At 51.0% G+C, this 16406-nt stretch carries 16 protein-coding genes; 15 read left to right on the forward strand and 1 reads right to left on the reverse strand.

The genetic code is table 11. The features are described from left to right. Positions 1-10: 10 nt before the first annotated feature. The gene (gene map, locus QUE34_RS00870) at positions 11-805 is read right to left on the reverse strand and encodes a type I methionyl aminopeptidase (protein ID WP_001018200.1); all 795 of its coding nucleotides are present in this window, start codon (positions 803-805) and stop codon (positions 11-13) included. Positions 806-1172: 367 nt separating this feature from the next. Between map and rpsB the strand changes: the two genes are divergently transcribed. From rpsB to rnhB, 15 genes are all read left to right on the forward strand, one after another. Then, positions 1173-1898, forward strand: coding sequence for a 30S ribosomal protein S2 (rpsB, locus tag QUE34_RS00875; RefSeq protein ID WP_000246882.1), 726 nt, complete (start codon positions 1173-1175; stop codon positions 1896-1898). 257 nt (positions 1899-2155) lie between these two features. After that, the gene (gene tsf, locus QUE34_RS00880) at positions 2156-3007 is read left to right on the forward strand and encodes a translation elongation factor Ts (RefSeq protein ID WP_000818114.1); all 852 of its coding nucleotides are present in this window, start codon (positions 2156-2158) and stop codon (positions 3005-3007) included. 146 nt (positions 3008-3153) lie between these two features. Next, a complete protein-coding gene (pyrH, locus tag QUE34_RS00885; protein WP_000224573.1) occupies positions 3154-3879 on the forward strand; it encodes a UMP kinase in 726 nt (241 codons plus the stop codon). A 291-nt stretch (positions 3880-4170) separates the two neighbouring features. Further along, positions 4171-4728 (forward strand): ribosome recycling factor, encoded by a 558-nt coding sequence (gene frr / locus QUE34_RS00890; RefSeq protein WP_000622418.1) that lies wholly within the window; start codon positions 4171-4173, stop codon positions 4726-4728. A 92-nt stretch (positions 4729-4820) separates the two neighbouring features. Beyond that, positions 4821-6017, forward strand: a complete 1197-nt coding sequence (ispC, locus tag QUE34_RS00895; protein WP_032183242.1) for a 1-deoxy-D-xylulose-5-phosphate reductoisomerase — start codon at positions 4821-4823, stop codon at positions 6015-6017. A gap of 187 nt (positions 6018-6204) precedes the next feature. After that, positions 6205-6963, forward strand: coding sequence for a (2E,6E)-farnesyl-diphosphate-specific ditrans,polycis-undecaprenyl-diphosphate synthase (gene ispU, locus QUE34_RS00900; protein WP_001517776.1), 759 nt, complete (start codon positions 6205-6207; stop codon positions 6961-6963). Positions 6964-6975: 12 nt separating this feature from the next. Further along, positions 6976-7833, forward strand: a complete 858-nt coding sequence (gene cdsA, locus QUE34_RS00905; protein ID WP_032302425.1) for a phosphatidate cytidylyltransferase — start codon at positions 6976-6978, stop codon at positions 7831-7833. A gap of 11 nt (positions 7834-7844) precedes the next feature. After that, positions 7845-9197, forward strand: a complete 1353-nt coding sequence (rseP, locus tag QUE34_RS00910) for a sigma E protease regulator RseP (protein WP_032302427.1) — start codon at positions 7845-7847, stop codon at positions 9195-9197. 29 nt (positions 9198-9226) lie between these two features. Beyond that, entirely contained in the window at positions 9227-11659 is a 2433-nt protein-coding gene (gene bamA, locus QUE34_RS00915) for an outer membrane protein assembly factor BamA (protein WP_001240896.1), read from the forward strand. A gap of 121 nt (positions 11660-11780) precedes the next feature. Further along, positions 11781-12266: a molecular chaperone Skp gene (gene skp, locus QUE34_RS00920; RefSeq protein WP_000758956.1), complete on the forward strand. Its 486-nt coding sequence runs from the start codon at positions 11781-11783 to the stop codon at positions 12264-12266. A 3-nt stretch (positions 12267-12269) separates the two neighbouring features. Next, complete coding sequence (gene lpxD, locus QUE34_RS00925; RefSeq protein ID WP_001139282.1) at positions 12270-13295, forward strand: UDP-3-O-(3-hydroxymyristoyl)glucosamine N-acyltransferase; 1026 nt, start codon at positions 12270-12272, stop codon at positions 13293-13295. A gap of 104 nt (positions 13296-13399) precedes the next feature. Next, positions 13400-13855, forward strand: a complete 456-nt coding sequence (fabZ, locus tag QUE34_RS00930) for a 3-hydroxyacyl-ACP dehydratase FabZ (protein ID WP_000210739.1) — start codon at positions 13400-13402, stop codon at positions 13853-13855. 3 nt (positions 13856-13858) lie between these two features. Continuing rightward, a complete protein-coding gene (gene lpxA / locus QUE34_RS00935; RefSeq protein ID WP_105268446.1) occupies positions 13859-14647 on the forward strand; it encodes an acyl-ACP--UDP-N-acetylglucosamine O-acyltransferase in 789 nt (262 codons plus the stop codon). Beyond that, positions 14647-15795, forward strand: coding sequence for a lipid-A-disaccharide synthase (gene lpxB / locus QUE34_RS00940; protein ID WP_032302428.1), 1149 nt, complete (start codon positions 14647-14649; stop codon positions 15793-15795). The genes lpxA and lpxB overlap by 1 nt, the downstream gene beginning before the upstream one ends. Continuing rightward, the gene (gene rnhB / locus QUE34_RS00945; protein WP_000569401.1) at positions 15792-16388 is read left to right on the forward strand and encodes a ribonuclease HII; all 597 of its coding nucleotides are present in this window, start codon (positions 15792-15794) and stop codon (positions 16386-16388) included. Before lpxB ends, rnhB begins: the two co-directional genes overlap by 4 nt. The last annotated feature ends 18 nt before the right edge of the window (positions 16389-16406 follow it).

The raw sequence follows: 16406 nt of genomic DNA on the forward strand, positions 1-16406 counted from the left end.
CGGCTTCATCTTATTCTTCGTGCGAGATTATCGCCGGGATGGTGTCATCCTTGCGTAGCGTCAGAATTTCGCAGCCGTTATCGGTCACCACAATAGTATGCTCATATTGTGCAGACAAGCTGCGATCTTTGGTTTTTACCGTCCAGCCATCTTTCATGGTGCGGATCTCTTTTTTGCCCGCGTTGACCATTGGCTCGATGGTGAAGGTCATTCCCGGCTTCAGCACGACGTTGGTTTCACGGGAGTCATAATGCAGCACCTGCGGTTCTTCATGGAAGCCGCGACCAATACCGTGTCCGCAATATTCACGAACGACGGAGAAGCCTTCTGCTTCGACAAATTTCTGAATTGCCGCGCCGATTTCGCGCAGATTAATGCCCGGTTTTACCATGCGCAGCGCCAGGTAAAGACTCTCTTGCGTTACGCGGCACAGACGTTCGCCCATGATGGTTGGCTTACCGACGATAAACATTTTTGAGGTGTCGCCGTGGAAACCATCTTTGATTACGGTGACATCAATGTTAACGATATCGCCATCTTTCAGCAGCTTGGCGTCGTCCGGGATACCGTGGCACACCACTTCATTAATAGAGATGCAAACGGATTTCGGATAGCCGTGATAGCCGAGGCAGGCAGAAACCGCGTGTTGTTCATTAACAATGTAATCATTACAGATGCGATCCAGCTCGCCGGTGCTGACGCCCGGTTTAACATACGGTTCGATCATTTCCAGCACTTCGGCAGCCAGTCGGCCAGCGACGCGCATTTTTTCGATATCTTCTGGGGTCTTGATTGAGATAGCCATTAATTCTGTCCATCAGCGTCGGTGATACCGACAATATATATGTAAGTGTCGTCAATGGTATCACACCCGGGCAAATTGAGAATCATTCTGAATTTCGCCAAACGTGCCACTGAACGTTTTCTATAATAGAAAATTCATCGTCTGATGCTGTACACAGCGCCAACAATTATTGGTGTCCACGACGTATTTGTGGTATAAAGCGCGCCGGACTTCCGATCCATTTCGTATACACAGACTGGACGGAAGCGACAATCTCACTTTGTGTAACAACACACACGTATCGGCACATATTCCGGGGTGCCCTTTAGGGTCGGTAATATGGGATACGTGGAGGCATAACCCCAACTTTTATATAGAGGTTTTAATCATGGCAACTGTTTCCATGCGCGACATGCTCAAGGCTGGTGTTCACTTCGGTCACCAGACCCGTTACTGGAACCCGAAAATGAAGCCGTTCATCTTCGGTGCGCGTAACAAAGTTCACATCATCAACCTTGAGAAAACTGTACCGATGTTCAACGAAGCTCTGGCTGAACTGAACAAGATTGCTTCTCGTAAAGGTAAAATCCTTTTCGTTGGTACTAAACGCGCTGCAAGCGAAGCGGTGAAAGACGCTGCTCTGAGCTGCGACCAGTTCTTCGTGAACCATCGCTGGCTGGGCGGTATGCTGACTAACTGGAAAACCGTTCGTCAGTCCATCAAACGTCTGAAAGACCTGGAAACTCAGTCTCAGGACGGTACTTTCGACAAGCTGACCAAGAAAGAAGCGCTGATGCGCACTCGTGAGCTGGAGAAACTGGAAAACAGCCTGGGCGGTATCAAAGACATGGGCGGTCTGCCGGACGCTCTGTTTGTAATCGATGCTGACCACGAACACATTGCTATCAAAGAAGCAAACAACCTGGGTATTCCGGTATTTGCTATCGTTGATACCAACTCTGATCCGGACGGTGTTGACTTCGTTATCCCGGGTAACGACGACGCAATCCGTGCTGTGACCCTGTACCTGGGCGCTGTTGCTGCAACCGTACGTGAAGGCCGTTCTCAGGATCTGGCTTCCCAGGCGGAAGAAAGCTTCGTAGAAGCTGAGTAATAAGGCTTGATAACTCCCCCAAAATAGTTCGAGTTGCAGAAAGGCGGCAAGCTCGAGAATTCCCGGGAGCTTACATCAGTAAGTGACCGGGATGAGCGAGCGAAGACAACGCATCTGCGGCGCGAAATATGAAGGGGGAGAGCCCTTATAGACCAGGTAGTACACGTTTGGTTAGGGGGCCTGCATATGGCCCCCTTTTTCACTTTTATATCTGTGCGGTTTAATGCCGGGCAGATCACATCTCCGAGGATTTTAGAATGGCTGAAATTACCGCATCCCTGGTAAAAGAGCTGCGTGAGCGTACTGGCGCAGGCATGATGGATTGCAAAAAAGCACTGACTGAAGCTAACGGCGACATCGAGCTGGCAATCGAAAACATGCGTAAGTCCGGTGCTATTAAAGCAGCGAAAAAAGCAGGCAACGTTGCTGCTGACGGCGTGATCAAAACCAAAATCGACGGCAACTACGGCATCATTCTGGAAGTTAACTGCCAGACTGACTTCGTTGCAAAAGACGCTGGTTTCCAGGCGTTCGCAGACAAAGTTCTGGACGCAGCTGTTGCTGGCAAAATCACTGACGTTGAAGTTCTGAAAGCACAGTTCGAAGAAGAACGTGTTGCGCTGGTAGCGAAAATCGGTGAAAACATCAACATTCGCCGCGTTGCTGCGCTGGAAGGCGACGTTCTGGGTTCTTATCAGCACGGTGCGCGTATCGGCGTTCTGGTTGCTGCTAAAGGCGCTGACGAAGAGCTGGTTAAACACATCGCTATGCACGTTGCTGCAAGCAAACCAGAATTCATCAAACCGGAAGACGTTTCCGCTGAAGTGGTAGAGAAAGAATACCAGGTTCAGCTGGATATCGCGATGCAGTCTGGTAAGCCGAAAGAAATCGCAGAGAAAATGGTTGAAGGCCGCATGAAGAAATTCACCGGCGAAGTTTCTCTGACCGGTCAGCCGTTCGTTATGGAACCAAGCAAAACTGTTGGTCAGCTGCTGAAAGAGCATAACGCTGAAGTGACTGGCTTCATCCGCTTCGAAGTAGGTGAAGGCATCGAGAAAGTTGAGACTGACTTTGCAGCAGAAGTTGCTGCGATGTCCAAGCAGTCTTAATTATCGAAAAGGAGCCGCCTGAGGGCGGCTTCTTTTTGCGCCCATCTTGTAAATTCAGCTAACCCTTATGGGGCTGCGCTGAAAAGCGACGTACAATGTCGCCGGTATTAATTCATTTCAATCGTTGACAGTCTCAGGAAAGAAACATGGCTACCAATGCAAAACCCGTCTATAAACGCATTCTGCTTAAGTTGAGTGGCGAAGCTCTGCAGGGCACGGAAGGCTTCGGTATTGATGCAAGCATACTGGATCGCATGGCTCAGGAAATCAAAGAACTGGTTGAACTGGGTATTCAGGTTGGTGTGGTGATTGGTGGGGGTAACCTGTTCCGTGGCGCTGGTCTGGCGAAAGCGGGTATGAACCGCGTTGTGGGCGACCACATGGGGATGCTGGCGACCGTAATGAACGGCCTGGCAATGCGTGATGCACTGCACCGCGCCTATGTGAACGCTCGTCTGATGTCCGCTATTCCATTGAATGGCGTGTGCGACAGCTACAGCTGGGCAGAAGCGATTAGCCTGTTGCGCAACAATCGTGTGGTGATCCTCTCCGCCGGTACAGGTAACCCGTTCTTTACCACCGACTCTGCAGCTTGCCTGCGTGGTATCGAAATTGAAGCTGATGTGGTGTTGAAAGCAACCAAAGTTGACGGCGTGTTTACTGCTGATCCGGCGAAAGATCCAACCGCAACGATGTACGAGCAACTGACTTACAGCGAAGTGCTGGAAAAAGAGCTGAAAGTCATGGACCTGGCGGCCTTCACGCTGGCTCGTGACCATAAATTACCGATTCGTGTTTTCAACATGAACAAACCGGGTGCGCTGCGCCGTGTGGTAATGGGTGAAAAAGAAGGGACTTTAATCACGGAATAATTCCCGTGATGGATAAATAAGGGTAAGATTCCGCGTAAGTATCGCGGGGGCGTAAGTCTGGTTATAAGGCGTTATTGTTGCAGGTAGTTTGGTCACGGCCAGCGCGCAGCAACCGGAGCGTACACAAGTACGTGAGGATGGCGAGCACTGCCCGGTGCCAAAATGGCAAATAAAATAGCCTAATAATCCAGACGATTACCCGTAATATGTTTAATCAGGGCTATACTTAGCACACTTCCACTGTGTGTGACTGTCTGGTCTGACTGAGACAAGTTTTCAAGGATTCGTAACGTGATTAGCGATATCAGAAAAGATGCTGAAGTACGCATGGACAAATGCGTAGAAGCGTTCAAAACCCAAATCAGCAAAATACGCACGGGTCGTGCTTCTCCCAGCCTGCTGGATGGCATTGTCGTGGAATATTACGGCACGCCGACGCCGCTGCGTCAGCTGGCAAGCGTAACGGTAGAAGATTCCCGTACTCTGAAAATCAACGTGTTTGATCGTTCAATGTCTCCGGCCGTTGAAAAAGCGATTATGGCGTCCGATCTTGGCCTGAACCCGAACTCTGCGGGTAGCGACATTCGTGTTCCGCTGCCGCCGCTGACGGAAGAACGTCGTAAAGATCTGACCAAAATCGTTCGTGGTGAAGCAGAACAAGCGCGTGTTGCAGTACGTAACGTGCGTCGTGACGCGAACGACAAAGTGAAAGCACTGTTGAAAGATAAAGAGATCAGCGAAGACGACGATCGCCGTTCTCAGGACGATGTACAGAAACTGACTGATGCTGCAATCAAGAAAATTGAAGCGGCGCTGGCAGACAAAGAAGCAGAACTGATGCAGTTCTGATTTCTTGAACGACAAAAAACGCCGCTCAGTAGATCCTTGCGGATCGGCTGGCGGCGTTTTGCTTTTTATTCTGTCTCAACTCTGGATGTTTCATGAAGCAACTCACCATTCTGGGCTCGACCGGCTCGATTGGTTGCAGCACGCTGGACGTGGTGCGCCATAATCCCGAACACTTCCGCGTAGTTGCGCTGGTGGCAGGCAAAAATGTCACTCGCATGGTAGAGCAGTGCCTGGAATTCTCTCCCCGCTATGCCGTAATGGACGATGAAGCGAGTGCGAAACTTCTTAAAACGATGCTACAGCAACAGGGTAGCCGCACCGAAGTCTTAAGTGGGCAACAAGCCGCTTGCGATATGGCAGCGCTTGAGGATGTTGATCAGGTGATGGCAGCCATTGTTGGCGCTGCTGGGCTGTTACCTACGCTTGCTGCGATCCGCGCGGGTAAAACCATTTTGCTGGCCAATAAAGAATCACTGGTCACTTGCGGACGTCTGTTTATGGACGCCGTAAAGCAGAGCAAAGCGCAATTGTTACCAGTCGATAGCGAACATAACGCCATTTTTCAGAGTTTACCGCAACCTATCCAGCATAATCTGGGATACGCTGACCTTGAGCAAAATGGCGTGGTGTCCATTTTGCTTACCGGGTCTGGTGGCCCTTTCCGTGAGACGCCATTGCGCGATTTGGCAACAATGACGCCGGATCAAGCCTGCCGTCATCCGAACTGGTCGATGGGGCGTAAAATTTCTGTCGATTCGGCTACCATGATGAACAAAGGTCTGGAATACATTGAAGCGCGTTGGTTGTTTAACGCCAGTGCCAGCCAGATGGAAGTGCTGATTCATCCGCAGTCAGTGATTCACTCAATGGTGCGTTATCAGGACGGCAGTGTTCTGGCGCAGTTGGGTGAACCGGATATGCGTACGCCAATTGCCCACACCATGGCCTGGCCGAATCGCGTGAACTCTGGTGTGAAGCCGCTGGATTTTTGCAAACTCAGTGCGTTGACATTTGCCGCACCGGATTATGATCGCTATCCATGCCTTAAACTGGCAATGGACGCGTTCGAACAAGGCCAGGCTGCGACGACTGCATTGAATGCCGCAAACGAAATCACCGTTGCAGCCTTTCTTGCGCAACAAATCCGCTTTACGGATATCGCCGCGTTGAATTTATCCGTACTGGAAAAAATGGATATGCGCGAACCACAATGCGTGGACGATGTGTTATCTGTTGATACGAACGCGCGTGAAGTCGCCAGAAAAGAGGTGACGCGTCTCGCAAGCTGAGGATAATCCGGCTACAGAGAGTCGTGCTATTTGTTAGCGTAGGGCTTCAGTGATATAGTCTGCGCCATCTGACCATAAGTAGTTGGCTTATAAGGTCAGGTATGCCGTGGTTTTACACGGCTTTTTTTTGTATAGGCTTCAGTATTCCTGAGTACCGTAAACCCTGTCAGGGAATAAGAAACGCGTGATGTTGTCTGCTACTCAACCACTTAGCGAAAAATTGCCAGTACATGGCTGTCGTCATGTTGCGATCATTATGGACGGCAATGGTCGCTGGGCAAAAAAGCAAGGGAAGATTCGTGCCTTTGGGCATAAAGCCGGGGCAAAATCCGTCCGCCGGGCTGTCTCTTTTGCGGCCAACAACGGTATTGAGGCGTTAACGCTGTATGCCTTTAGTAGTGAAAACTGGAACCGACCAGCGCAGGAAGTCAGTGCGTTAATGGAACTGTTTGTTTGGGCGCTCGATAGCGAAGTAAAAAGCCTGCACCGACATAACGTACGTCTGCGTATTATTGGCGATACCAGTCGCTTTAACTCGCGTTTGCAAGAACGTATTCGTAAATCGGAAGCGCTAACAGCCGGAAATACCGGTCTAACGCTGAATATTGCGGCGAACTACGGTGGACGTTGGGATATAGTCCAGGGAGTCAGGCAACTGGCTGAAAAGGTGCAGCAAGGAAACCTGCAACCAGATCAGATAGATGAAGAGATGCTAAACCAGCATGTCTGTATGCATGAACTGGCCCCTGTAGATTTAGTAATTAGGACTGGGGGGGAGCATCGCATTAGTAACTTTTTGCTTTGGCAAATTGCCTATGCCGAACTTTACTTTACAGATGTTCTCTGGCCCGATTTCGATGAACAAGACTTTGAAGGGGCGTTAAATGCCTTTGCTAATCGAGAGCGTCGTTTCGGCGGCACCGAGCCCGGTGATGAAACAGCCTGATGGGGGTCGCTTTTGCTGAAGTATCGCCTGATATCTGCTTTTGTGTTAATACCCGTCGTCATCGCGGCGTTGTTTCTGTTGCCGCCGGTGGGGTTCGCCATTGTAACGCTGGTGGTCTGTATGCTGGCAGCGTGGGAATGGGGACAGCTTAGCGGTTTTACCACTCGCTCGCAGCGAGTATGGTTGGCGGTGTTATGTGGGTTATTGTTGGCGCTGATGCTTTTTCTGTTGCCGGAATATCACCGAAATATTCATCAACCGCTGGTTGAAATCTCACTTTGGGCTTCGCTGGGTTGGTGGATTGTCGCGCTATTGCTGGTGCTGTTTTACCCAGGTTCCGCAGCAATCTGGCGTAACTCTAAAACATTGCGCATTATTTTTGGCGTGCTAACCATTGTTCCCTTCTTCTGGGGCATGCTGGCGTTACGGGCCTGGCACTACGACGAGAATCATTACAGTGGCGCAATATGGCTGCTCTATGTCATGATCCTGGTATGGGGCGCTGACTCTGGCGCATATATGTTTGGCAAATTGTTTGGTAAACATAAGCTGGCACCGAAGGTTTCTCCGGGTAAAACCTGGCAAGGCTTTATCGGTGGACTCGCGACTGCAGCGGTAATCTCATGGGGTTATGGCATGTGGGCGAATCTCGACATCGCTCCCGTCACCTTACTCATTTGCTCTATTGTCGCAGCGTTAGCCTCAGTGCTCGGCGATCTGACCGAGAGTATGTTTAAGCGTGAAGCAGGAATTAAGGACAGCGGTCATTTAATTCCAGGACACGGTGGTATTTTAGATCGTATTGATAGTCTGACGGCTGCGGTACCGGTCTTTGCTTGCTTGTTGTTACTGGTATTCAGGACGCTTTAACGGAAGGTAATATGCTGAGTTTTCTCTGGGATTTGGCTTCGTTCATCGTTGCACTGGGTGTACTTATCACCGTGCATGAATTTGGTCATTTCTGGGTTGCCCGGCGTTGTGGTGTTCGTGTTGAGCGTTTCTCAATAGGTTTTGGCAAGGCGCTCTGGCGCCGAACTGATAAGCTAGGCACCGAATATGTCATCGCCCTGATCCCGTTGGGCGGTTATGTCAAAATGCTGGATGAGCGCGCAGAACCGGTTGTTCCGGAACTCCGCCACCATGCCTTCAATAATAAATCTGTCGGCCAACGTGCGGCGATTATTGCCGCAGGTCCGGTTGCAAACTTCATTTTTGCTATCTTTGCCTACTGGCTGGTTTTTATTATTGGTGTACCTGGCGTACGTCCGGTGGTTGGCGAAATAGCAGCCAATTCGATAGCTGCGGAAGCACAAATTGCACCAGGTACGGAACTAAAAGCCGTAGATGGTATCGAAACGCCTGATTGGGATGCCGTGCGTTTGCAGTTGGTCGATAAAATTGGCGATGAAAGCACCACCATTACGGTAGCGCCATTTGGCAGCGACCAACGACGGGATGTAAAGCTCGATTTACGTCACTGGGCGTTTGAGCCTGATAAAGAAGATCCGGTATCTTCGCTGGGGATTCGTCCTCGTGGCCCGCAAATTGAACCTGTACTGGAAAATGTGCAGCCAAACTCGGCCGCAAGCAAGGCAGGTTTGCAAGCAGGCGACAGGATCGTTAAAGTCGATGGTCAGTCCTTAACGCAGTGGGTGACCTTTGTGATGCTTGTCCGGGATAACCCGGGTAAATCCTTAGCGTTAGAAATCGAAAGACAGGGGAGTCCCTTGTCTTTGACATTAATCCCGGAGAGTAAACCGGGTAATGGTAAGGCGATTGGTTTTGTCGGTATTGAGCCGAAAGTCATTCCTTTGCCAGATGAGTATAAAGTTGTACGCCAGTATGGGCCGTTCAACGCTATCGTCGAAGCCACGGACAAAACGTGGCAGCTGATGAAGCTGACGGTCAGTATGCTGGGAAAATTGATCACCGGTGATGTGAAACTGAACAACCTCAGTGGGCCGATCTCTATCGCCAAGGGGGCTGGGATGACAGCGGAACTCGGGGTTGTTTATTACCTGCCGTTTCTTGCGCTCATTAGCGTGAACTTAGGGATAATTAACCTGTTTCCGTTGCCCGTACTTGATGGGGGGCATCTGCTGTTCCTTGCGATCGAAAAGATCAAGGGCGGACCGGTATCCGAGCGGGTTCAAGACTTTTGTTATCGCATTGGCTCGATTCTGCTGGTGCTGTTAATGGGGCTTGCACTTTTCAATGATTTCTCTCGGTTATGAGAGTTAGTTAGGAAGAACGCATAATAACGATGGCGATGAAAAAGTTGCTCATAGCGTCGCTGCTGTTTAGCAGCGCCACCGTATACGGTGCTGAAGGATTCGTAGTGAAAGATATTCATTTCGAAGGCCTTCAGCGTGTCGCCGTTGGTGCGGCCCTCCTCAGTATGCCGGTGCGCACAGGCGACACGGTTAATGATGAAGATATCAGTAATACCATTCGCGCTCTGTTTGCTACCGGCAACTTTGAGGATGTTCGCGTCCTTCGTGATGGTGATACCCTTCTGGTTCAGGTAAAAGAACGTCCGACCATTGCCAGCATTACTTTCTCCGGTAACAAATCGGTGAAAGATGACATGCTGAAGCAAAACCTCGAGGCTTCTGGCGTGCGTGTGGGCGAATCCCTCGATCGCACCACCATTGCCGATATCGAGAAAGGTCTGGAAGACTTCTACTACAGCGTCGGTAAATATAGCGCCAGCGTTAAAGCTGTCGTGACCCCGCTGCCGCGCAACCGTGTTGACCTCAAACTGGTGTTCCAGGAAGGTGTATCAGCTGAAATCCAGCAAATTAACATTGTTGGTAACCATGCTTTCACCACCGACGAACTGATCTCTCATTTCCAACTGCGTGACGAAGTGCCGTGGTGGAACGTGGTAGGCGATCGTAAATACCAGAAACAGAAACTGGCAGGCGACCTTGAAACCCTGCGCAGCTACTATCTGGATCGCGGTTATGCTCGTTTCAACATTGACTCTACCCAGGTCAGTCTGACGCCAGATAAAAAAGGTATTTACGTCACGGTGAACATCACCGAAGGCGATCAATACAAGCTTTCTGGCGTTGAAGTGAGCGGTAACCTTGCCGGGCACTCCGCTGAAATTGAGCAGTTGACTAAGATCGAGCCGGGTGAGCTGTATAACGGCACCAAAGTGACCAAAATGGAAGATGACATTAAAAAGCTTCTTGGTCGCTATGGTTATGCCTATCCGCGCGTACAGTCGATGCCTGAAATTAACGATGCCGACAAAACCGTTAAATTACGCGTGAACGTTGATGCGGGTAACCGTTTCTACGTGCGTAAGATCCGTTTTGAAGGTAACGATACCTCGAAAGATGCCGTTCTGCGTCGCGAAATGCGTCAGATGGAAGGTGCATGGCTGGGGAGCGATCTGGTCGATCAGGGTAAGGAGCGTCTGAATCGTCTGGGCTTCTTTGAAACTGTCGATACCGATACCCAACGTGTTCCGGGTAGCCCGGACCAGGTTGATGTAGTCTACAAGGTGAAAGAACGTAACACCGGTAGCTTCAACTTCGGGATTGGTTACGGTACTGAAAGTGGCGTGAGCTTCCAGGCTGGTGTGCAACAGGATAACTGGTTAGGTACGGGTTATGCTGTTGGTATCAACGGGACCAAAAACGATTACCAGACCTATGCTGAACTGTCGGTAACCAACCCGTACTTCACCGTAGATGGCGTAAGCCTCGGTGGTCGTCTCTTCTATAATGACTTCCAGGCAGATGACGCCGACCTGTCCGACTATACCAACAAGAGTTATGGTACAGACGTGACGTTGGGCTTCCCGATTAACGAATATAACTCGCTGCGTGCAGGTCTGGGTTATGTACATAACTCCCTGTCCAACATGCAGCCTCAGGTTGCGATGTGGCGTTATCTGTACTCTATGGGTGAACATCCGAGTACCTCTGATCAGGATAACAGCTTCAAAACGGACGACTTCACGTTCAACTATGGTTGGACCTATAACAAGCTTGACCGTGGTTACTTCCCGACAGATGGTTCACGTGTCAACCTGACCGGTAAAGTGACCATTCCGGGATCGGATAACGAATACTACAAAGTGACGTTAGACACGGCGACTTATGTGCCGATCGATGACGATCACAAATGGGTTGTTCTGGGTCGTACCCGCTGGGGTTATGGTGATGGTTTAGGCGGCAAAGAGATGCCGTTCTACGAGAACTTCTATGCCGGTGGTTCCAGCACCGTGCGTGGCTTCCAGTCCAATACCATTGGTCCGAAAGCAGTTTACTTCCCGCATCAGGCTAGTAATTATGATCCGGACTATGATTACGAATGTGCGACTCAGGACGGCGCGAAAGACCTGTGTAAATCGGATGATGCTGTAGGCGGTAACGCTATGGCGGTTGCCAGCCTCGAGTTCATCACCCCGACGCCGTTCATTAGCGACAAGTATGCTAACTCGGTTCGTACTTCCTTTTTCTGGGATATGGGTACCGTTTGGGATACAAACTGGGATTCCAGCCAATATTCTGGATATCCGGACTATAGTGATCCAAGCAATATCCGTATGTCTGCGGGTATCGCATTACAATGGATGTCCCCATTGGGGCCGTTGGTGTTCTCCTACGCCCAGCCGTTCAAAAAGTACGATGGAGACAAGGCAGAACAGTTCCAGTTTAACATCGGTAAAACCTGGTAAGTGTTCTCCACAAAGGAATGTAGTGGTAGTGTAGCGATGACTTTAGGCGATCAATATAAGATCGCCGGGCCACGCAAAGAACTGCACCCTCCGGTGCAAATGGGATGGTAAGGAGTTTATTGTGAAAAAGTGGTTATTAGCTGCAGGTCTCGGTTTAGCACTGGCAACTTCTGCTCAGGCGGCTGACAAAATTGCAATCGTCAATATGGGCAGCCTGTTCCAGCAGGTAGCGCAGAAAACCGGTGTTTCTAACACGCTGGAAAATGAGTTCAAAGGCCGTGCCAGCGAACTGCAGCGTATGGAAACCGATCTGCAGGCTAAAATGAAAAAGCTGCAGTCCATGAAAGCGGGCAGCGATCGTACCAAACTGGAAAAAGACGTGATGGCTCAGCGCCAGACTTTTGCTCAGAAAGCGCAGGCTTTTGAGCAGGATCGCGCTCGTCGTTCCAACGAAGAACGCGGCAAACTGGTTACTCGTATCCAGACTGCTGTGAAATCCGTTGCCAACAGCCAGGATATCGATCTGGTTGTTGATGCAAACGCCGTTGCTTACAACAGCAGCGATGTAAAAGACATCACTGCTGACGTACTGAAACAGGTTAAATAAGTAATGCCTTCAATTCGACTGGCTGATTTAGCGCAGCAGTTGGATGCAGAACTACACGGTGATGGCGATATCGTCATCACCGGCGTTGCGTCCATGCAATCTGCACAAACAGGTCACATCACGTTCATGGTTAACCCAAAATACCGTGAGCATTTAGGCTTGTGCCAGGCGTCCGCGGTTGTCATGACCCAGGACGATCTTCCTTTCGCGAAAAGTGCCGCGCTGGTAGTGAAGAACCCCTACCTGACTTACGCGCGCATGGCGCAAATTTTAGATACCACGCCGCAGCCCGCGCAGAACATTGCACCCAGTGCGGTGATCGACGCGACGGCGAAGCTGGGTAACAACGTATCGATTGGCGCTAACGCGGTGATTGAGTCCGGCGTTGAACTGGGCGATAACGTGATTATCGGTGCCGGTTGCTTCGTAGGTAAAAACAGCAAAATAGGTGCAGGTTCGCGTCTCTGGGCGAACGTAACCATTTACCATGAGATCCAGATCGGTCAGAATTGCCTGATCCAGTCCGGAACAGTGGTAGGCGCAGACGGCTTTGGTTATGCCAACGATCGGGGTAACTGGGTGAAGATCCCGCAGATTGGTCGCGTAATTATTGGCGATCGCGTGGAGATCGGTGCCTGTACTACTATCGATCGCGGTGCGCTGGATGACACCGTTATTGGCAATGGCGTGATCATTGATAACCAGTGCCAGATTGCACATAACGTCGTGATTGGCGACAATACGGCGGTTGCCGGTGGCGTCATTATGGCGGGAAGCCTGAAAATTGGTCGTTACTGCATGATCGGCGGAGCCAGCGTAATCAATGGGCATATGGAAATATGCGACAAAGTGACGGTTACGGGCATGGGTATGGTGATGCGTCCCATCACTGAACCAGGCGTCTATTCCTCAGGCATTCCGCTGCAACCCAACAAAGTCTGGCGCAAAACCGCTGCACTGGTGATGAACATTGATGACATGAGCAAGCGTTTGAAATCGCTTGAGCGCAAGGTTAATCAACAAGACTAACGTTCCATCTTTTGTTCGCCAAACTTTACGGCCTGTCTCATTCTTACGATTGCGGCAGGCCGTGTTATTATTGTCGTTTCTTATATTTTGACAGGAAGAGTATCTTGACTACTAACACTCATACTCTGCAGATTGAAGAGATTTTAGAACTTCTGCCGCACCGTTTCCCGTTCTTACTGGTAGATCGCGTGCTGGATTTTGAAGAAGGTCGTTTTCTGCGCGCAGTAAAAAATGTCTCTGTCAATGAGCCATTCTTCCAGGGCCATTTTCCTGGAAAACCGATTTTCCCGGGTGTGCTTATTCTGGAAGCAATGGCACAGGCAACAGGTATTCTGGCGTTTAAGAGCGTAGGAAAACTGGAACCGGGCGAGCTGTACTACTTCGCCGGTATTGACGAAGCGCGCTTCAAGCGCCCGGTCGTGCCAGGCGATCAAATGATCATGGAAGTCACTTTCGAAAAAACGCGCCGCGGCCTGACCCGTTTTAAAGGGGTTGCTCTGGTCGACGGTAAAGTAGTTTGCGAAGCAACGATGATGTGTGCTCGTAGCCGGGAGGCCTGATACGTGATTGATAAATCCGCCTTTGTGCATCCAACCGCCATTGTGGAAGAGGGCGCATCGATTGCCGCCAATGCTCACATTGGTCCTTTTTGTATCGTTGGACCCCATGTCGAAATTGGTGAGGGTACCGTACTGAAATCTCACGTTGTCGTGAATGGTCATACTAAAATTGGCCGCGACAATGAGATTTATCAGTTCGCCTCCATCGGCGAAGTCAACCAGGATCTTAAATATGCTGGCGAACCGAGCCGTGTGGAAATCGGCGATCGTAACCGCATTCGCGAAAGCGTCACCATTCATCGTGGCACAGTCCAGGGCGGTGGATTGACGAAGGTGGGCAGCGACAACTTACTGATGATCAACGCGCACATTGCGCACGATTGTACGGTAGGTAACCGCTGCATCCTCGCCAACAACGCAACGCTGGCGGGTCACGTATCGGTTGACGACTTCGCGATCATCGGCGGCATGACCGCAGTCCATCAGTTCTGCATCATTGGTGCGCATGTGATGGTTGGCGGCTGCTCCGGTGTGGCGCAGGACGTCCCTCCTTATGTCATTGCGCAGGGTAACCACGCAACGCCGTTCGGTGTCAATATCGAAGGGCTGAAGCGCCGCGGATTCAGCCGTGAGGCGATTACCGCTATCCGCAATGCGTATAAGCTGATTTATCGTAGCGGTAAAACGCTCGATGAAGTGAAACCGGAAATTGCTGAACTGGCGGAAACATATCCGGAAGTGAAAGCCTTTACCGATTTCTTTGCACGCTCAACGCGCGGTCTGATTCGTTAATGACTGAACAGCGTCCATTAACGATTGCCCTGGTCGCCGGAGAAACCTCCGGCGATATCCTGGGGGCCGGTTTAATCCGCGCTCTGAAAGAACGTGTGCCCAACGCCCGCTTTGTTGGTGTTGCCGGGCCACGAATGCAGGCTGAAGGCTGCGAAGCCTGGTACGAAATGGAAGAGCTGGCGGTGATGGGCATTGTTGAAGTGCTCGGGCGTCTGCGTCGCTTACTGCATATTCGTGCCGATCTGACAAAGCGTTTTGGCGAACTGAAGCCAGATGTTTTTGTCGGCATTGATGCACCTGACTTCAATATTACCCTCGAAGGTAATCTTAAAAAGCAGGGTATCAAAACCATTCATTACGTCAGTCCGTCCGTCTGGGCGTGGCGACAGAAACGCGTTTTCAAAATAGGCAGAGCCACCGATCTGGTGCTCGCATTTCTGCCTTTCGAAAAAGCGTTTTATGACAAATACAACGTGCCGTGCCGTTTTATCGGTCACACCATGGCTGATGCCATGCCGTTAGATCCAGATAAAAACGCCGCGCGTGATGTGCTGGGGATCCCTCACGATGCTCACTGTCTTGCATTGCTGCCGGGAAGCCGTGGTGCGGAAGTGGAGATGCTTAGTGCCGATTTCCTGAAAACGGCTCAGCTTTTGCGTCAGACATATCCCGATCTCGAGATCGTGGTGCCGCTGGTGAATGCCAAACGCCGCGAGCAGTTTGAGCGTATCAAAGCTGAAGTCGCACCGGACCTTGCTGTTCATCTGCTGGATGGGAGGGGCCGTGAGGCGATGGTCGCCAGTGATGCGGCGCTACTGGCGTCGGGTACGGCAGCCCTGGAGTGCATGCTGGCGAAATGCCCGATGGTGGTGGGATATCGCATGAAGCCTTTTACCTTCTGGCTGGCGAAGCGGCTGGTGAAAACCGAGTATGTCTCGCTGCCAAATTTGCTGGCGGGCAGAGAGTTAGTCAAAGAGTTATTGCAGGAAGAGTGTGAGCCGCAAAAACTGGCTGCGGCGCTGTTACCGCTGTTGGCGAATGGGAAAACCAGTCACGCGATGCACGATACCTTCCGTGAACTGCATCAGCAGATCCGCTGCAATGCCGATGAGCAGGCGGCACAAGCCGTTCTGGAGTTAACACAATGATCGAATTTGTTTATCCGCACACGCATCTGGTTGCGGGTGTGGATGAAGTCGGACGCGGGCCGTTAGTTGGCGCGGTGGTTACCGCTGCGGTGATCCTTGACCCGGCGCGCCCAATTGCCGGGCTGAATGATTCCAAAAAGCTGAGCGAAAAACGCCGTCTGGCGCTCTGTGAAGAGATCAAAGAGAAAGCGTTGAGCTGGAGTCTGGGCCGCGCGGAACCCCACGAAATCGACGAACTGAACATTCTTCATGCGACCATGCTGGCGATGCAGCGCGCCGTCGCGGGGCTGCATATTGCGCCAGAATATGTGTTGATTGATGGTAACCGCTGCCCAAAATTACCGATGCCTGCGATGGCAGTGGTGAAAGGCGACAGTCGTGTGCCGGAAATCAGTGCTGCGTCTATCCTGGCGAAAGTGACGCGCGACGCTGAAATGGCGGCGCTGGATATTGTTTTCCCGCAATATGGTTTTGCCCAGCACAAAGGGTATCCAACCGCTTTTCATCTGGAAAAACTGGCTGAATATGGCGCGACTGAACATCATCGTCGCAGCTTTGGGCCTGTCAAACGCGCACTGGGACTTGCGTCCTGATTCTTGTGTCGAGATTAA

Origin of the sequence: Escherichia sp. KS167_9B (assembly GCF_030295215.1) — a bacterium.
GTDB classification, from domain to species: domain Bacteria; phylum Pseudomonadota; class Gammaproteobacteria; order Enterobacterales; family Enterobacteriaceae; genus Escherichia; species Escherichia coli_F.

Bases quoted from the DNA above. Each gene is read 5' to 3' on its own strand.
- map (WP_001018200.1), bottom strand. From the start codon at position 805: ATGGCTATCTCAATCAAGACCCCAGAAGATATCGAAAAAATGCGCGTC.
- rpsB (WP_000246882.1), top strand. From the start codon at position 1,173: ATGGCAACTGTTTCCATGCGCGACATGCTCAAGGCTGGTGTTCACTTC.
- tsf (WP_000818114.1), top strand. From the start codon at position 2,156: ATGGCTGAAATTACCGCATCCCTGGTAAAAGAGCTGCGTGAGCGTACT.
- pyrH (WP_000224573.1), top strand. From the start codon at position 3,154: ATGGCTACCAATGCAAAACCCGTCTATAAACGCATTCTGCTTAAGTTG.
- ispC (WP_032183242.1), top strand. From the start codon at position 4,821: ATGAAGCAACTCACCATTCTGGGCTCGACCGGCTCGATTGGTTGCAGC.
- ispU (WP_001517776.1), top strand. From the start codon at position 6,205: ATGTTGTCTGCTACTCAACCACTTAGCGAAAAATTGCCAGTACATGGC.
- rseP (WP_032302427.1), top strand. From the start codon at position 7,845: ATGCTGAGTTTTCTCTGGGATTTGGCTTCGTTCATCGTTGCACTGGGT.
- bamA (WP_001240896.1), top strand. From the start codon at position 9,227: ATGGCGATGAAAAAGTTGCTCATAGCGTCGCTGCTGTTTAGCAGCGCC.
- lpxD (WP_001139282.1), top strand. From the start codon at position 12,270: ATGCCTTCAATTCGACTGGCTGATTTAGCGCAGCAGTTGGATGCAGAA.
- lpxB (WP_032302428.1), top strand. From the start codon at position 14,647: ATGACTGAACAGCGTCCATTAACGATTGCCCTGGTCGCCGGAGAAACC.
- rnhB (WP_000569401.1), top strand. From the start codon at position 15,792: ATGATCGAATTTGTTTATCCGCACACGCATCTGGTTGCGGGTGTGGAT.